General features: G+C 68.3%; 13 protein-coding genes. 8 read left to right on the top strand and 5 right to left on the bottom strand.

What is annotated here, in order from left to right; translation table 11 throughout:
* Positions 1-116 precede the first annotated feature (116 nt).
* Positions 117-530, top strand: a complete 414-nt coding sequence (locus tag PNO31109_RS00695; RefSeq protein ID WP_150553716.1) for a FapB/FapC family functional amyloid domain-containing protein — start codon at positions 117-119, stop codon at positions 528-530.
* A 140-nt stretch (positions 531-670) separates the two neighbouring features.
* On the opposite strand, the gene PNO31109_RS00700 is transcribed toward PNO31109_RS00695, so the two are convergent.
* From PNO31109_RS00700 to PNO31109_RS00710, 3 genes are all read right to left on the bottom strand, one after another.
* Positions 671-2,140 carry a histidine-type phosphatase gene (locus PNO31109_RS00700; RefSeq protein ID WP_150553717.1) on the bottom strand — a complete coding sequence of 490 codons (1,470 nt, stop codon included), beginning with the start codon at positions 2,138-2,140 and terminating at the stop codon, positions 671-673.
* A 234-nt stretch (positions 2,141-2,374) separates the two neighbouring features.
* On the bottom strand, positions 2,375-3,268 hold the full coding sequence (locus PNO31109_RS00705) for an IclR family transcriptional regulator (protein ID WP_241013726.1): 894 nt from the start codon (positions 3,266-3,268) through the stop codon (positions 2,375-2,377).
* The gene (locus tag PNO31109_RS00710; RefSeq protein WP_241013725.1) at positions 3,265-4,080 is read right to left on the bottom strand and encodes an IclR family transcriptional regulator; all 816 of its coding nucleotides are present in this window, start codon (positions 4,078-4,080) and stop codon (positions 3,265-3,267) included. The genes PNO31109_RS00705 and PNO31109_RS00710 overlap by 4 nt, the downstream gene beginning before the upstream one ends.
* Positions 4,081-4,318: 238 nt before the next feature.
* Between PNO31109_RS00710 and PNO31109_RS00715 the strand changes: the two genes are divergently transcribed.
* The 3 genes from PNO31109_RS00715 to PNO31109_RS00725 all read left to right on the top strand — a co-directional run bounded on the left by PNO31109_RS00715 (position 4,319) and on the right by PNO31109_RS00725 (position 7,467).
* Positions 4,319-5,278 carry an MBL fold metallo-hydrolase gene (locus PNO31109_RS00715; protein WP_150553718.1) on the top strand — a complete coding sequence of 320 codons (960 nt, stop codon included), beginning with the start codon at positions 4,319-4,321 and terminating at the stop codon, positions 5,276-5,278.
* A 198-nt stretch (positions 5,279-5,476) separates the two neighbouring features.
* Complete coding sequence (locus tag PNO31109_RS00720) at positions 5,477-7,210, top strand: FAD-dependent oxidoreductase (RefSeq protein WP_150553719.1); 1,734 nt, start codon at positions 5,477-5,479, stop codon at positions 7,208-7,210.
* 47 nt (positions 7,211-7,257) lie between these two features.
* A complete protein-coding gene (locus PNO31109_RS00725; protein WP_150553720.1) occupies positions 7,258-7,467 on the top strand; it encodes a DUF2783 domain-containing protein in 210 nt (69 codons plus the stop codon).
* A 67-nt stretch (positions 7,468-7,534) separates the two neighbouring features.
* Here the strand turns inward: PNO31109_RS00725 and PNO31109_RS00730 are convergent, their stop codons facing one another.
* Positions 7,535-8,335, bottom strand: a complete 801-nt coding sequence (locus PNO31109_RS00730) for an IclR family transcriptional regulator (protein ID WP_150553721.1) — start codon at positions 8,333-8,335, stop codon at positions 7,535-7,537.
* A 428-nt stretch (positions 8,336-8,763) separates the two neighbouring features.
* Between PNO31109_RS00730 and PNO31109_RS00735 the strand changes: the two genes are divergently transcribed.
* From PNO31109_RS00735 to pcaF, 3 genes are all read left to right on the top strand, one after another.
* Complete coding sequence (locus tag PNO31109_RS00735) at positions 8,764-9,441, top strand: 3-oxoacid CoA-transferase subunit A (protein WP_150553722.1); 678 nt, start codon at positions 8,764-8,766, stop codon at positions 9,439-9,441.
* Between the two features lie 33 nt (positions 9,442-9,474).
* Complete coding sequence (locus PNO31109_RS00740; protein WP_150554148.1) at positions 9,475-10,125, top strand: CoA transferase subunit B; 651 nt, start codon at positions 9,475-9,477, stop codon at positions 10,123-10,125.
* Positions 10,126-10,209: 84 nt separating this feature from the next.
* Positions 10,210-11,412 (top strand): 3-oxoadipyl-CoA thiolase, encoded by a 1,203-nt coding sequence (pcaF, locus tag PNO31109_RS00745; protein WP_150553723.1) that lies wholly within the window; start codon positions 10,210-10,212, stop codon positions 11,410-11,412.
* A gap of 252 nt (positions 11,413-11,664) precedes the next feature.
* On the opposite strand, the gene leuA is transcribed toward pcaF, so the two are convergent.
* Positions 11,665-13,377 (bottom strand): 2-isopropylmalate synthase, encoded by a 1,713-nt coding sequence (leuA, locus tag PNO31109_RS00750; RefSeq protein WP_150553724.1) that lies wholly within the window; start codon positions 13,375-13,377, stop codon positions 11,665-11,667.
* 474 nt (positions 13,378-13,851) lie between these two features.
* On the opposite strand from leuA, the gene PNO31109_RS00755 reads away from it, so the two are divergent.
* A complete protein-coding gene (locus PNO31109_RS00755; protein ID WP_370749566.1) occupies positions 13,852-15,138 on the top strand; it encodes an MFS transporter in 1,287 nt (428 codons plus the stop codon).
* Positions 15,139-15,157 lie beyond the last annotated feature (19 nt).

Consider the following 15,157-nt stretch of genomic DNA (forward strand, 5'->3'; position numbering starts at 1 on the left):
GGGGCAAAGCCAGGACTGTCCGGTCCGGACGCGCACGCGAAAACTCATTCAACCCAAGCGCCTCTGGCGCCGATATCCAGGTATCTGTCCCAACGGACATTCTGGGGAAGACAAACATGCCGCGACTTGCCCTGCTGGGTTCCCTCGTGCTGGCTGCGGTCGGCGCCACGGCCTTGGCCACCCCCTCCGCCGCCCGGCTCTCCACCCGCCAGACCGTCACCGGTGACGCGGTGTTTCGCGGCAGTCCCGTCGCGGCGCTCGGCGCCGACGCCCTGCGCAGCGCGCACGGCAACTTCGGCGTGAACGTCGCCGCGGGCGCGCTCAACGTGCAGTCGAACCAGATCGTGCAGGCGGCCGCCTCGCAAGTGAGCGTCGACACCCGTCAGGTGGTTCGCAGTGCCGCGGCGATTGCCGGCGCCAGCAGCGCAGCGCTCGGCGAGCGCGCGCTAATGGGGGCCTCGGGCAACATCGGCGTGAACGTGGCGGCCGGCGCCGCCAACGCGCAGGCGAACGCACTGGCGATTCACTGAGTCCGCAGCGCGGCCTTCGCGCGCCGCTCGGCCGTCGGGCGGAAAGCGGCCCTGAAGCCTGCGGGTCAGCGCGCGCCGGTGCAACAGGTGAAACCCCGGTCGGCGCCGCACGAGACGGCGTACTTACGGATTCGCCCGGCTCAGCGCACGCCGTCGAGGCACGCCGGGGACAGTGCCGCCCTGGCCCGCTGCGAGAAGTCCTGCCAGCGGCAGCTCTTGCCGTCGGAACCGGCGTTGCATTCGGGAACGGCGATCGTGATTCGCCTGGCCGGTTCGTCGAGCGAGAGCGCGCTGAGATGCCGCAACTGGTGCATCGACTGGTAAACGAACTCGACGCGCACAAACGCCTCGCCCGCCGGGTTGCGCCACAACGTGAACACCAGCGCGCCATCGGGCGGCGTATTGTCCGGCTGATCGGACAGTTGCCAGTCGAGCTTGAGCATGCCCGCGAGATTCGCGACGTTGGTGTCGTGGCCCGTGAGGACGTAGACGCGATTGCCGACAGGCAGTACCGGCCCCCGCACGGGCGCGGCCGGCGGGGCCCCCGTTTGCATCTGCGCGCGAGCGAGCGCATCGAGCACGACGGCGAGCAGCGGCGTGCCGTTCGTCGCGGCAAGATATGGCGTGCGGTTGAGCAAGTCGCGCTGCGCGTTATGGGCTTCGAGCAACCGCGCCCAGTCCTGTTCGTCGCGGATGCGTCCCCATGCGACGTCGTTCTGCGGCAGACCTTCGGCGTATTGCAGGAGAAACACTTCGGACGCCTTCGCCGCGCTGCCCAGCCCGCCGCGCAACGCGACGCCGCTGCCATCGCTTTCCACGCGCAAGCGCGTCGGCACATCTTCGAGCTTGCATCCGCCCGATGCGCCGCAGGCGGGGCTGCGCCCGTAGTCGAGGACTTCGCCCACGCGGGCGATCGTGGCGGCATAGCGTGTGTTCAGTCCCGCAACGCCGCCGGGCGCGAGACGCGCCTCGATCGCACCGCGCGCGGCGCCTGGATCGAGCGGGCAGTCGCCGGCCGCCACCGGCTGGAACACGGCGTCGTAGGTGGTGAGATCGGCCTGGTGCGAGGTGCGCATGTCGCAGCCCGGCGCCATGCCCTGCAGCAGCGCGTTGCCCGTCTCCCGCGTGCGCTGGTCGATGTCCGCCCACCCGTAGACAGTGCCCGGTGCGGGGCACGCATTGTCGGGAAGCACGCGTCGCGCGCGCAACCAGTCGCCGTAGTACCGCCCAATGCGCTCGGCGAGCGAACCGCCCCGGGCGGTGAGATAGCCAGCCGGCACGGGCCAGCCCGGCCACGCATCGGGGCTCAGCTTGTCCAGCGGGGGATGGGCATGGGTGGGCGATCGCACGCCGTGGCGACTCACGATCACCGTGGAGACGAGCGTCCAGTCCACGGGCATGCCGTCGATACGCCCCGCCGATTCGGTCGGCTTCGCCTGTCCCGGCGACGGGGGCGCGCCCGTCGTGCATGCGCTCAGAACGCCGGCAATGGTCAGCGCGGCCAGACACGCGCGCCAACGCCCGCCATTGCCGCACGCACGCCGGGCAGCCATGGGGGAAGAAAGCGGGCGGGCAAGGCGAACGGGCTCACGCGTCATCATGCGGGTCATGGCAGGCGTCATGGCGGCAGGTCGAGTGACAGATTGACGGGGCTACAGGGCTACAGGGCTACAGGGTGACGGGGTGACGGGACGGCGTCGATGCCGCCCATCTTACCGTGCGTTTCCGGCATCGCCCAAACGCGTCCGGAACCGTGGCGCAAATACGTCGCGCGCAACGAACGCTCCCCGCCGCCGCACTACCGCAGCACTACCGCGACAATACCGCCGCGCCCCACCGTGCGCCTAGCGGGCCGCGCCCATCACACCGACCACGCCGTGCGTGCGGCCGATGGCGCCGAACCGCCACGACAGCCGGCGCGCCGCGGCGAGCAGCGCCTGCGCGGGCGCCGCATCGAGGGCCGTCTCGAAGCTGCCCGCCGACCCCATGAGCGCGAGCACCAGCGTCACCTCTGCCGTGTGATCGAACACCGGCACGGCGACCGTGTCGATGCCGGGCACCGGATTGCTCAACGCCGTATCGAATAGCTGCGCGCGAATGGCAGCGAGGCGATCGGCGTAGTCCGCGGGCGGCGTGGCGGCACGCCCTTCCGCGCCGAGGCCTGCCATTCTTACGGACTCCTGCGCAAGCAGGCCCTCGAGCACCGCCGCCGGCAAGAAGGCGGCAAACGTCCGGCCGATTGCCGTATTGACGAGCGAGAGCACCGTGCCGATGCGCAAGCTCACGTGCTGCGGGCGCATCGCTTCCTCCAGACGAACCACCGTCGGGCCGACCGGCCCGAGTACGGCCATCGCCGCCGACAGCCCGGTCGCCTGCGCGAGCGCCAGAATTTCGGGCTCGGCCTCACCGGTGGGAGAGAGCCGTTGCAACGCCATCAGCCCCAGTTCGAGGCTCAGCGTTCCCGCCTCGAAATTGCCGCCGGCGTCGCGCGAGAGCAGTCCGGCGCGCTGCAGGCTGACAAGATGCGGATGCGCCTTGGCCGGCGACATGCCCGCCTCGCGCGCCAGGGCGTTGAGCGGCAGCGGGCGCCCCGCCGCCGCGAGCGCCTCCAGCAGCGCGCCGGTGCTCTCGAGCGCCTGAATGCCGCGTTGCGGCTTCGCGGCCTGCCCGGTCGATGCCGCCTCGTCCGGGCTCGACGTCACGTTGCCGGCGTTCGTGCGTTGTCGCGTCGCGCTCATGCGCTCACCTCGCGATCTGCCGCGCCCGCGTCGACCTGCGCGGCGGTGGCGGCCGCCGTCGCGCGCAACGCGTTGGCGGCGGCCCCGTCCCACGCAACGTCGAGCGCCGCCGTCGGACCGATGGCCGTGAGCGCGAGGCGCAGCCGGCCGCTCGCATCGAACACCGGCGCGCACAGGCTGCTCACCGACGGACTCGGCGTGTTCACGCTGCGCGACATGCCGTGCGTGCGCGTCTCCTCGAGCAACGCCTCGAACGACGCGCGCGCCGGCGCGTCGGCCGGCATCTGCTCGTGCCAGGCCTGCGGCCATTGCGTCTGGGGCGTGAACGCGCAAAAGGCGCGTCCGGTCGAGGTGGTCGTGAGCGACATGACCGACCCCACGTGCAGATTCACATGCAGCGGGAACGCCGCGCGCTCGAAATACACGACGAGCGGCCCCTGCGGCGCCAACGTACTGAGCGCCACGCAGAAGCCGGTCTCGCGCGCGAACGCGACCGCGCGCGGCACCGCCGCCCGATATGCGGGGTCGTTCTCCAGATGCAGGAGGGCGAGTCGCAACGCCATGGGCCCCGGCGCGTAGTCGCCCGACATCGGGTCGCGCTTGAGCAGGCCGAGCCGCGTGAGGCTTACCAGATAAGGATGCGCCTGCGCGGGGGGCAGCCCGGCGAGTGCGGCGAGGTCGCCCGGCCCCAGCGGCCGGCGCGCCTGCGCCAGCGCCTGCAGCACGCGTGCGGCGACGTCCACGCTCTGCACGCCGCGCGAGGCGCGCTGCGGACTCGCGTCGGAGGTGCCGTCCATCGGAATTCGGTTCATGCCGTCGTGGGGGGAGCCCCCCAAAAGAAAATGGCCTAGATTCTAAACAAGTCGGCGATCCGAACCCTCTGGGCGATTTTTCCGAGGGTTTACCCGCGTCCAAGTACGCACGCATCGCACACGCCGTCACATTAGCAAATAACAATAAGATTTGTCATTGACAAATATTTAACGGCTTTCGTAAGATGCCCCCATCAAGCAGCACCTTCCCCGCAGACGAGACAAGAGAGAGACAAGCATGGCCAAAGCATTCGCTTCGCAAGCCGACCTGGAAGCCAAGAAGGTCACCTTCACCCAACTGTCGGAGAACGCCTGGGCGTACACCGCCGAGGGCGATCCGAACTCGGGCGTCATCATTGGCGACGACGGCGTGATGATCGTCGACACCACGGCCACGCCGGCCATGGCGCAGGACCTGATCGCCAAGATCCGCACGATCACGGACAAACCCATCAAGTACGTGGTCCTTTCGCACTATCACGCCGTGCGCGTGCTCGGCGCCTCTGCCTATTTCGCCGAGGGCGCGCAGCAGATCATTGCGAGCCGCGGCACCTACGAGATGATCGTCGAGCGCGGCGAGGCGGACATGAAGTCGGAGATCGAGCGTTTCCCGCGCCTGTTCGCCGGGGTCGAGACCGTGCCGGGCCTGACCTGGCCGACGCTCGTGTTCGAGAAGGAAATCACGCTTTTCCTCGGCAAGCTCGAAGTGAAGATCGCGCACCTCGGCTCGGGTCACACGAAGGGCGACACGGTGGTGTGGCTGCCGTCGCAGAAGGTGCTGTTCTCGGGCGACCTCGTCGAGTACGACGCCGCCTGCTACACCGGCGACGCGCAGCTCGCCGAATGGCCCGCCACGCTCGACGCCCTTGCGGCCCTCGGGCCCGAGAAGCTCGTGCCGGGCCGGGGGCCTGCGCTCACCACGCCGGAGGAGGTTGCCAAGGGTCTCGCATACACGAAGGACTTCGTGACGACGCTGTTCGAAGCCGGCAAGCAGGCCGTCGCGCAGAAGCTCGACCTGAAGGGCGCAATGGCGCTCACGCGCAGCAAGATGGACCCGAAGTTCGGCCATGTGTTCATCTACGAGCACTGCCTGCCGTTCGACGTGACGCGCGCGTTCGACGAAGCGAGCGGCATTACGCATCCGCGTATCTGGACGGCGCAGCGCGACAAGGAAATGTGGGCCGCGCTGCAGGACTGATCGCCGGTCCCCGGCATCCGCCGGCAGAAAGGGGGGCAGAAGGCCGGCAGGAAGGAAGCGGAAGGGGACAGGAAGCGGCGCGCGCAAAGGACCGCGCGCCGTCGGCAAGCCAGGCAAGACATTAGAAAGCAGAAAGTAGAAGGCGGCCTGCGCTGGCGCGACGACGCGCCGGCGATAGGCCGACGATGGAGACATTGCATGAGCAGCATCGATTACCAGCGCCTCACGTTCGATTACCGGCCATGCGCCGAGCAGTCCGGCGGCCACGCAAGCGCCACACATCCGGTCATCGTCGTCGGGGCCGGCCCGGTCGGCCTCGCCACGGCCATCGATCTCGCGCAACAGGGTGTGCCCGTGATCGTGCTCGACGACGACTGCACGCTCTCGACAGGCTCGCGTGCGATCTGCTTCGCCAAGCGCACGCTCGACATCTTCGACCGGCTCGGCTGTGGCGAGCGCATGGTGCAAAAAGGCGTGTGCTGGAACGTTGGCCGCGTATTCCTGCGCGATCAGGAGGTCTACAACTTCGATCTGCTGCCCGAGCCCGGACACCACCGCCCGGCGTTCATCAACCTTCAGCAGTATTACGTCGAAGGGTATCTGTTCGAGCGCGCGCAGCAGTTGCCCAACATCGAGATCCGCTGGAAGAACAAGGTCGTCGGGCTCGTGCAGCAGGGCACGCCCGGATCGGCCGATGCGAGCGTCACGCTTACGGTGCAGACGCCCGACGGCGAATACCGGACGAGCGCACGCTACGTCGTCGCGTGCGACGGTTCGCGCAGCCCCGTGCGCAAGCTCATTGGCGTGGACAGCCACGGCCGCACGTTCAAGGACCGGTTTCTCATCGCCGATGTGAAGATGACGGCAGACTTCCCGGCCGAGCGCTGGTTCTGGTTCGACCCGCCGTTCCATCCGAACCAGTCGGTGCTGCTCCATCGTCAGCCGGACGACGTGTGGCGCATCGACTTCCAACTGGGCTGGGATGCCGACCCGGTGGCCGAGAAGGCGCCGGAGCGCGTGATTCCGCGCGTGCAGGCGTTGCTGGGCCCCGACGCGAAGTTCACGCTGGAGTGGGTGAGCGTCTACACGTTCTCATGCCTGCGCATGGACGAGTTCCGCCACGGGCACGTACTGTTTGCCGGCGACTCTGCGCACGGCGTGTCGCCGTTCGGCGCGCGCGGCGCGAACAGCGGCGTGCAGGACGCCGAGAACCTGGCGTGGAAACTCGCGCTCGTGCTCGCCGGCCGCGCCCCCGATGCACTGCTCGACACCTACGCACGCGAGCGCGAATTCGCCGCCGACGAGAATATCCGCAACTCCACGCGCTCGACCGATTTCATCACGCCGAAAAGCGCGGTCTCGCGCGTGTTCCGCGACGCGGTGCTGACACTGGCCCGCGACCATGCGTTCGCGCGGCAACTGGTCAACAGCGGACGATTGTCGGTGCCGGCCGTGCTGCACGCGTCCACGCTGAATACACCCGATCGCGACGCGTTCGCCGGCCGCATGGTGCCGGGCGCCGCGTGCGTCGATGCACCGCTCTCTCGCGAGGGGCAGGACGGCTGGCTGCTGCCCCGGCTGGGCGGCCGCTTCGTGGCGCTGGTCTTCGGCACGCCGGCGTCGCTCGACGCGAGCGCGCTGGCCGCACTCGACGCGCTCGCTAACGACGACGTGCCGGTCGTGCCGGTGTTCGTGACGCCGGACGCTCACGCGGACGACGGCGCACACGGCGAGCGCAACGTGTGGCACGACGTGCAGGGACTGGCCGCGCAACGCTACGACGCCGCGCCGGGCACCGTGTACCTCGTCCGTCCGGACCAGCACGTATGCGCGCGCTGGCGCACGATCGACGGTGCGGCCATTGCCGCCGCACGCGAGCGCGCCCTCGGCCGCACGGCCCCGGAAGCGGCGCCAATGCCATGCGCCGCATAGCGCGCGCGAACACCGCTCACGGCATCGAACAGGCAGGAGACATTCAAATGACACTCGACACGCAAGCGCGGCTCACGCGACCGGACGACTTCTACGAAGCGTTGATCGACATGCACCGCGATCTGAACGACGCGCAGAGCCAGGCCGCCAACGCGCAGCTGATTCTGTTGCTCGCCAACCAGATCGGCGATCACGACACGCTGCTCTGCGCGATTCGTCTGGCGCGAGCCGGCGCGCTGGGTACACCGGCGCACTGAACCGCATCGCGGCGAAACCCGGGCGCAGCCGGGGAAAAAGCGGGGCGTCCGGCCAGCGGCGCCTCGCCTACACGACCACCATCTGCGAGATCTTCCGCGCGGCCTGCTGCAGCGGCCCCAGGAACTTCGCTTCCATCTCGGCGGCAGACGTGCGATTGGCCTGTCCGCTCACGTTCATCGCCGCAATGACCTGCCCGGCGCGGTTGCGAATCGGCGCGGCGATCGAAATCAGTCCTTCCTCGAGTTCCTGATCCACGAGCGCCCAGCCCTGCGAGCGCACAGCGCGAATGCGCTCGCGCAGCACATCGACGTCCGTCACCGTGCGGTCGGTATGCGCGCGGATGTCGGCGCGGCCAAGCGCGGCGTCGAGTTCGTCGTCGGGCAGCGCGGCGAGCATCACGCGGCCCATCGACGTGCACCACGCCGGCAGGCGGCTGCCGATGGACAGGTTGATGGACATCACCTTGCGTACCGGCACGCGAAGCACGTAGACGATGTCGTCGCCGTCGAGCACGGAGGCGGAACTGCTCTCCTGCACCTGCTGGACCAGCGCTTCCATGAACGGCTCGGCCAGATTCCACAGCGGCATCGACGTCAGATAGGAGAAGCCGAGATCGAGAATGCGCGGCGTGAGACGGAACAACCGCCCTTCGCTGCGCACGTAGCCGAGCGATTCGAGTGTGAGCAGAATGCGGCGCGCGCCCGCGCGCGTGAGGCCGGAGGCCTGCGCGACTTCGGAGAGCGTCTGCGCCGGACGCGCGGCATTGAACGCCTTGACCACCGCCAGTCCACGCGCGAACGACTGGACATAGGAGTCGCCCGGCTTCTTGTCGGTCGGTTCGCTGGCGTCGTTCGGCACTGGAGTCATGTGTGGCTTCTTCGAGAACTTCGTTGAACGGGACGCCGGACAGCGCTCCCGTACCGCTGCGGCCATCCGGGCGCGGCGACATCGGAGGCGCGAACGGCAAGCGTAATGGATTTGCGCTGTCTGTTCCACCGCGCGGCACACGGCAAGCCCCGCACAACGCCCTCGCATCCTCGCATCCTCGCATCCTCCCGTCCTCGCGCCGGGCGGGCGCGCGAGGTATGGCGAGGCCACTGGGGCCGGCGTCGCTTGACGGCCGACACCCCGAGGGTTACGCTGACTGCTGTTGTTCTCATAGCGAATATTTGTTCGCATAAAGAACATTGTGAACCAGACGATGCCGCCTGACAAGACGCCATCGCCGGGAGACAGCCAACAGGGGGCGCTCGGCCGCGAGCCTTTCGCCCGATGGAGATGCCCAGGAGGCACGTGTGATCAACAAGATTTACGATTCGCTCGCCAACGCGGTCGCCGACGTCCACGACGGCGCGACGGTCATGATTGGCGGCTTCGGCAACGCCGGCATGCCCTCGGCGCTCATCGACGCGCTGATCGATCAGGGCGCGCGCGAGCTGACCATCGTCAACAACAACGCCGGCAACGGCGAGACGGGCCTGGCCGCGCTGCTCAAGGCGGGCCGCGTGCGCAAGATCATCTGCTCGTTCCCGCGTCAGACGGACTCGCAGGTGTTCGACGCGCTCTATCGCGCGGGCAAGATCGAGCTGGAACTGGTGCCGCAGGGCAACCTTGCCGAGCGCATTCGCGCCGCGGGCGCCGGCATCGGCGGCTTCTTCACCCCGACGGGCTACGGCACGCTGCTCGCCGAAGGCAAGGAAACGCGCGTGATCGACGGCAAGCCGTATGTGCTCGAATCGCCGATTCACGCCGACTTCGCGCTGATCAAGGCGCTCAAGGGCGACCGCTGGGGCAATCTCGTGTATCGCAAGACCGCCCGCAACTTCGGCCCGATCATGGCCACCGCGGCGAAGTGCGCCATCGCGCAGGTGAGCGAGGTCGTCGAGCTGGGCGATCTCGATCCGGAAGCCGTGGTCACACCGGGCATCTTTGTCCAACGCATCGTTGCGGTGCCTGGCGCCGCGCGCGCCTGAGCCCCATCCGAACCGGAGCACTCCATGAGCAATGTGAACCGACTGACCCGCGACCAGATGGCCGCCCGCGTCGCCCGGGACATTCCCGACGGCGCCTACGTGAACCTCGGTATCGGCCTGCCCACGGCCGTCGCCAATCATCTGCCCGCCGATCGCGAGATCATTCTCCAGAGCGAGAACGGTGTGATCGGCATGGGCCCGGCCCCGGCCAAGGGCGAGGAGGACGAAGACCTCATCAACGCGGGCAAGCAGCCCGTCACGCTCAAACCCGGCGGCGCGTTCTTCCACCATGCCGACTCGTTCGCGATGATGCGCGGCGGTCACCTCGACTTCTGCGTGCTGGGCGCGTTTCAGGTCTCCGTCACCGGCGACCTTGCCAACTGGCACACGGGCGCCCCCGATGCGATTCCGGCCGTGGGCGGCGCCATGGACCTCGCGAGCGGGGCGAAGCAGGTGTTCGTGATGATGGAGCATCTCACCAAACAGGGGGAGAGCAAGATCGTGGACAAGTGCACGTATCCGCTCACCGGCGTGGGCTGCGTCACGCGCATCTACACGGACCTCGCCGTGCTCGACGTGACCCCCGAGGGCCTGCGTGTCGTCGATAGGGTCGACGGCCTCACGTTCGACGAGCTGCAGCGACTCACCGGTGTCGCGCTGCTGCCCTCGCCGGCCATTGCCTGACACGCGACCGAAACGCCACAGAACGACACCATCGCCGGGGCCCTCGCCTCACGTGCGCCGGCGAATTCCATTGAGGTAGAGAACATGAGTGAAGTTTTCATCTGCGACGCCATACGCACCCCGATCGGCCGCTACGGCGGCGCGCTGTCGTCCGTGCGCGCCGACGACCTCGGCGCGATCCCGCTCAAGGCGCTCATGGCGCGCAACCCGAACGTCGACTGGACGCAGGTCGACGACGTGATCTTCGGCTGCGCGAACCAGGCCGGCGAAGACAACCGCAACGTGGCGCGCATGTCGTCGCTTCTCGCCGGTCTGCCGCAAGACGTGCCGGGCGCGACGATCAACCGCCTGTGCGGCTCGGGCATGGACGCCATCGGCACCGCCGCACGCGCCATCAAGGCCGGCGAAGCGGGCCTCATGATCGCCGGCGGCGTGGAGAGCATGAGCCGCGCTCCGTTCGTGATGGGCAAGGCGGCGAGCGCGTTTTCGCGTCAGGCCGAGATTTTCGATACGACCATCGGCTGGCGTTTCGTCAATCCGCTCCTGAAGGCGCAGTACGGTGTGGATTCGATGCCCGAGACGGGCGAGAACGTGGCGACCGAGTTCGGCATCAGCCGCGAGGACCAGGATCGCTTCGCGATGCGCTCGCAGGACAAGGCGGCGCGTGCGCAGGCGAGCGGCACGCTGGCCGAAGAGATCACGCCGGTGTCGATCGCTCAGAAGAAAGGCGAGGCGATCGTCGTGGATCGCGACGAACACCCGCGCGCGACGAGCTTGGAAGCGCTTGCCAGACTCAAGGGCGTGGTACGCCCTGATGGGACCGTGACCGCCGGTAACGCTTCTGGCGTCAACGACGGCGCCTGCGCTCTGCTGCTGGCAGACGAGGCGAGTGCGGCGCGCTTTGGCCTGACGCCGCGCGCCCGGATTCTGGGCATGGCGACGGCAGGGGTGGCACCGCGCATCATGGGCATCGGTCCGGCTCCCGCAACGACGAAACTGCTCGCACGGCTCGGTATGTCGCTCGATCAGTTCGATGTCATCGAACTGAACGAAGCGTTCGCGAGCCAGGGCCTGGCCGTGCTGCGTCAGCTCGGCGTGGCCGACGACGACTTGCGCGTCAATCCGAACGGCGGCGCCATTGCGCTGGGCCATCCGCTCGGCATGAGCGGCGCACGTCTGGTCACGACGGCGACGTATCAGCTCAAGCGCACGGGTGGTCGCTTTGCGCTGTGTACGATGTGCATTGGGGTCGGCCAAGGCATCGCTATCGCCATCGAAGCAGTGTGACGCGGCAGCGCCGCCCATCTCACTGCTTGCGTTGCGGGGCCGGGGCGAAACGCGCCGCACTGGATAAGTGCCGCCGCGCCGCTCCGGGCGCCCGCCGGCACGATCAGTGCCGCGCGGGTCGCGTCTGCCCCATGTCTCCTTCCTTTCCCGCCTGAAGTGTTGGCTTTCACAGCGGCTTTCACAGCCGCTTGCGTGGCCGCTCGCGTGTCGCGCTTGAGCGAGCTCAGGTGCTCGTTTCGCTCACCGGCCGGCTCAGACGGCCTTGGCCACGTCGCGCATCACGGCGTCGAAGAACCCGGCCCGGGCGTCGGCATCGCTGCGCGCATAGGCGCGGTTGATACCGCTGATGACCGCGCGGATCGAAGCCGTCGTCAGATTCGCGTCGATCCCCACGCCGAAGGCGCTGCCCACGATCGCCTCGCCCGCCATTTCGGCAATGGCGATGGCGCGGGCGTCGGCGCCCTGCGTGAGCGCCCGCTCTTCGTAGTGCTGCACGCGCACCGGCGTGCGCATCGCGTTCATCAGGGCGTCCAGCGGACCGTTGCCGGTGCCCGAGACCGTCGTGCGCTGGCCATGGATGTCGACGGTCACGGCGATGTGCTGACGACCTTCGCGCTCGGAGAGCGTATGGCCGACGTAGGCGACGGGCTCGTGCGACCTCACGTATTCGCCCTGGAACAATTGCCAGATCTGTGCCGCCGTGACTTCGGCGCCCGTCTCGTCGGTATAGCGCTGCACGGCCGAGCTGAAATCGACTTGCAGGCGGCGCGGCATCTGCACGCCGTATGACTGCTCGAGCAGATAGGCGATGCCGCCCTTGCCCGACTGGCTGTTCACACGAATGATCGAGTCGTAGGTGCGACCGAGGTCGCTCGGATCGATGGGCAGGTACGGCACTTCCCAGATCGCGTCCGGCTGCTGCGCGGCGAGGCCCTTCTTGATGGCGTCCTGGTGCGAGCCCGAGAACGCGGTGAAGACCAGATCGCCCACGTAAGGATGGCGCGGATGCACGGGCAGTTGCGTGCATGCCTCGGCCGTGCGCGCGATGTCGTTGATGTTCGAGAAGTCGAGCCCCGGATCCACGCCTTGGGTGTAGAGGTTCAGCGCCAGCGTGACGAGGTCGACGTTGCCGGTGCGCTCGCCGTTGCCGAACAGGCAGCCTTCGATGCGATCGGCGCCGGCCATGACGGCCAGCTCGGCCGCCGCGACCGCGGTGCCGCGGTCGTTGTGCGGGTGCACGGACAGGATCAGCGAATCGCGGCGCGCCAGATTACGGTGCATCCATTCGATCTGATCGGCGTAATAGTTCGGCGTACCGATTTCCACCGTGGCCGGCAGGTTGACGATGCACTTGCGCTCGGGCGTGGGCTGCCAGACGTCGAAAACGGCATCGCACACTTCCTTGGCAAACTCGAGCTCCGTGCCGGTAAACGTCTCCGGGCTGTATTGCAGCGTCCATTGCGTCTCGGGCGCGGCGTCCGCACAGCGCTTGATCGTCCTGGCGGCAGCCACGGCGAGCGCCTTCACGCCCGGCTGATCGAGGTTGAAGACAATGCGCCGGAATTCCGGAGCCGTGGCGTTGTACAGGTGAACGATGGCCCGGGGCGCGCCCTTGAGCGCCGCGAAGGTGCGCTCGATGAGGTCGTCGCGAGCTTGCGTGAGGACTTCGATGGTGACGTCCTCGGGAATATGGCCGCCTTCGATCAGTTCGCGAACGAAGTTGAAGTCGGTGTCGGACGCCGACGGGAACGCCACTTCGATTTCCTTGAAACCGATGGCCACGAGCGTCTTGAACATACGCATCTTGCGCTGGGCGTCCATCGGCTCGAACAGGGCCTGGTTGCCGTCGCGCAGATCGGTGCTCATCCAGATCGGCGCGCGCGTGATGGTGCGGCTCGGCCATTGTCGGTCCGCAATGTTGACCGGCGTGAACGGGCGGTATTTCGTGGCAGGGTTCTTCAGCATGGCGTTGTCTCGATTGTCGGCAAAAGTGGCAACCGGACGACGCATGAGCGCAAAGCAGCTACGACCTCCGGTTGGATGAACCGGGGCTCAGGTCGGCGTAACTGGGGAAAATCAGCGGTGCTTCAGTGAGGAATTCAGACGATGCACGCGCGCAGCAACGGACCAAGCCCGGTGGAGCGGGCTAGTAGTCGTAGCGAGAGGGTGAATTGCGCGGTGATCATGTGGCACATGAAAGCACAGATTTTCGGAACCTGTCAACCATGATGTGTCGCCTCGTGGATCTCGCGACGGACGGCCTGCCCCCTGCCCTGCCCCTGACCCCACTTCTCAGGTTGCGGCGCGGCGATGTCTTCGATATGGTGTGAGCCTATGGGATAACCGAAGCTCAGCCTCGAAACCCGACGGATCGACATGCTCAGCCGTCGGCGCCAATCCCGGTGTCGTGCGGGACATGTCACGACATCGGAGACTGCTGTGGCATCCGTGCGCGCCTCATCCCCTCCTGCCTCGTGCGCCGCCGGCGCATCGAGCGCGCCCATCGCCCACGACAACAGGGTCGCCGCGGACGCGGCGCCCTCCTCGCCCCGGCCGCGCGGCGCCGCGCAGGTCGGATGGCTCGCGCTGACGGTGTTTCTCGCCGGCATTGCCGAGAACATCTGCACCGGCATACTTCCGGCGCTCTCGGCGGGCCTCGGCGTATCGACGGCCTCCGCCGGGCAGCTCACGACGGTCTTCTCGGCCGTATTCGCGCTCTGGGCGTTCGTCATGGCCGCGTGGCTATCGCGCTTCGAACGCCGTCGCGCCCTCCTCGCGGCGATCGCGATCTTCAGCGCGAGCAACCTCGCTGCTGCGGGCGCACCGGGTTATGCGGCGCTGTTCGCCGCGCGCATCGCCATGGCGGCGAGTTGCGCCACCATTGTGCTGCTGTGCTCACGCCTGGCCGCGGAAATCACGCCGCCGGACTATCACGGGCGCGCCGTCGGCATGATCTTCATGGGAATCAGCGCGTCGCTGGTGCTCGGCGTGCCGCTGGGCATGACGCTCGAACACTGGGCGGGCTGGCGCAGCGTGTTTGCCGCCATCGGACTCGCGAGCGCGCCGCTCGTCTTCGTGCTGTGGCGGGTGTTGCCGGCTCGCACGCCGCCCGCGGCGCTCACCCTGCGCGCGTATGTGCGGGCGCTTTGCCAGCCGCGACGCCTTGCCGCGCAGGGCGTGACGATCGCGATGCTCGGTGGGCACTTCACGCTGTTCGCTTACCTCGCGCCATATCTCCAGTCGGTCGTCGCGCCGTCAGCCGGCGAAATGAGCCTGTGGTTTCTTGCGTTCGGCGTGGCCGGCGTGGGCGGCGCATGGCTTGGCGGATGGGCTGCGGACCGGGCCGGGCCGATGCGCTCGCTGCGCGGCTGTCCGGCGCTGTTTCTCGCCGCGATGGCGTGCGTGCCGCTTGCCGCCATGGGCGTCGGGGCGGCAGCAGGCGCCCTGCCCGTCCTGTTGTTGCTGGCCGCGATGATGGTGTGGGGCTCGCTCTCGTGGTCGATTTCGCCGGTGGTGCAGAACCATCTGATCCGCGTGGCGCCGCACGATGCCGACGCCAACGTGGGCGTGAACGTCGCCGCCATGCACGTGGGCGTGGCGCTCGGCGCGGGCGTCGGCGGTGCGCTGGTGGGCGCCGGTGCGCTCGCGCTCACGCCGTGGGTCGGCTGCGCACTCGTCGCGCTGGCGGTGGGGCTCGCCTGGAGCGCCACGCGCGAGCGCCCCTGAGCGCCGTGCCCGCCAGGGC

The sequence above is a fragment of the Pandoraea nosoerga genome, assembly GCF_902459585.1.
Taxonomy (GTDB): Bacteria; Pseudomonadota; Gammaproteobacteria; order Burkholderiales; family Burkholderiaceae; genus Pandoraea; species Pandoraea nosoerga.

Bases quoted from the DNA above. Each gene is read 5' to 3' on its own strand.
- PNO31109_RS00720 (WP_150553719.1), top strand. From the start codon at position 5,477: ATGAGCAGCATCGATTACCAGCGCCTCACGTTCGATTACCGGCCATGC.
- PNO31109_RS00730 (WP_150553721.1), bottom strand. From the start codon at position 8,335: ATGACTCCAGTGCCGAACGACGCCAGCGAACCGACCGACAAGAAGCCG.
- PNO31109_RS00705 (WP_241013726.1), bottom strand. From the start codon at position 3,268: ATGAGCGCGACGCGACAACGCACGAACGCCGGCAACGTGACGTCGAGC.
- PNO31109_RS00725 (WP_150553720.1), top strand. From the start codon at position 7,258: ATGACACTCGACACGCAAGCGCGGCTCACGCGACCGGACGACTTCTAC.
- PNO31109_RS00695 (WP_150553716.1), top strand. From the start codon at position 117: ATGCCGCGACTTGCCCTGCTGGGTTCCCTCGTGCTGGCTGCGGTCGGC.
- PNO31109_RS00700 (WP_150553717.1), bottom strand. From the start codon at position 2,140: ATGACCCGCATGATGACGCGTGAGCCCGTTCGCCTTGCCCGCCCGCTT.
- pcaF (WP_150553723.1), top strand. From the start codon at position 10,210: ATGAGTGAAGTTTTCATCTGCGACGCCATACGCACCCCGATCGGCCGC.
- PNO31109_RS00715 (WP_150553718.1), top strand. From the start codon at position 4,319: ATGGCCAAAGCATTCGCTTCGCAAGCCGACCTGGAAGCCAAGAAGGTC.
- PNO31109_RS00710 (WP_241013725.1), bottom strand. From the start codon at position 4,080: ATGAACCGAATTCCGATGGACGGCACCTCCGACGCGAGTCCGCAGCGC.
- leuA (WP_150553724.1), bottom strand. From the start codon at position 13,377: ATGCTGAAGAACCCTGCCACGAAATACCGCCCGTTCACGCCGGTCAAC.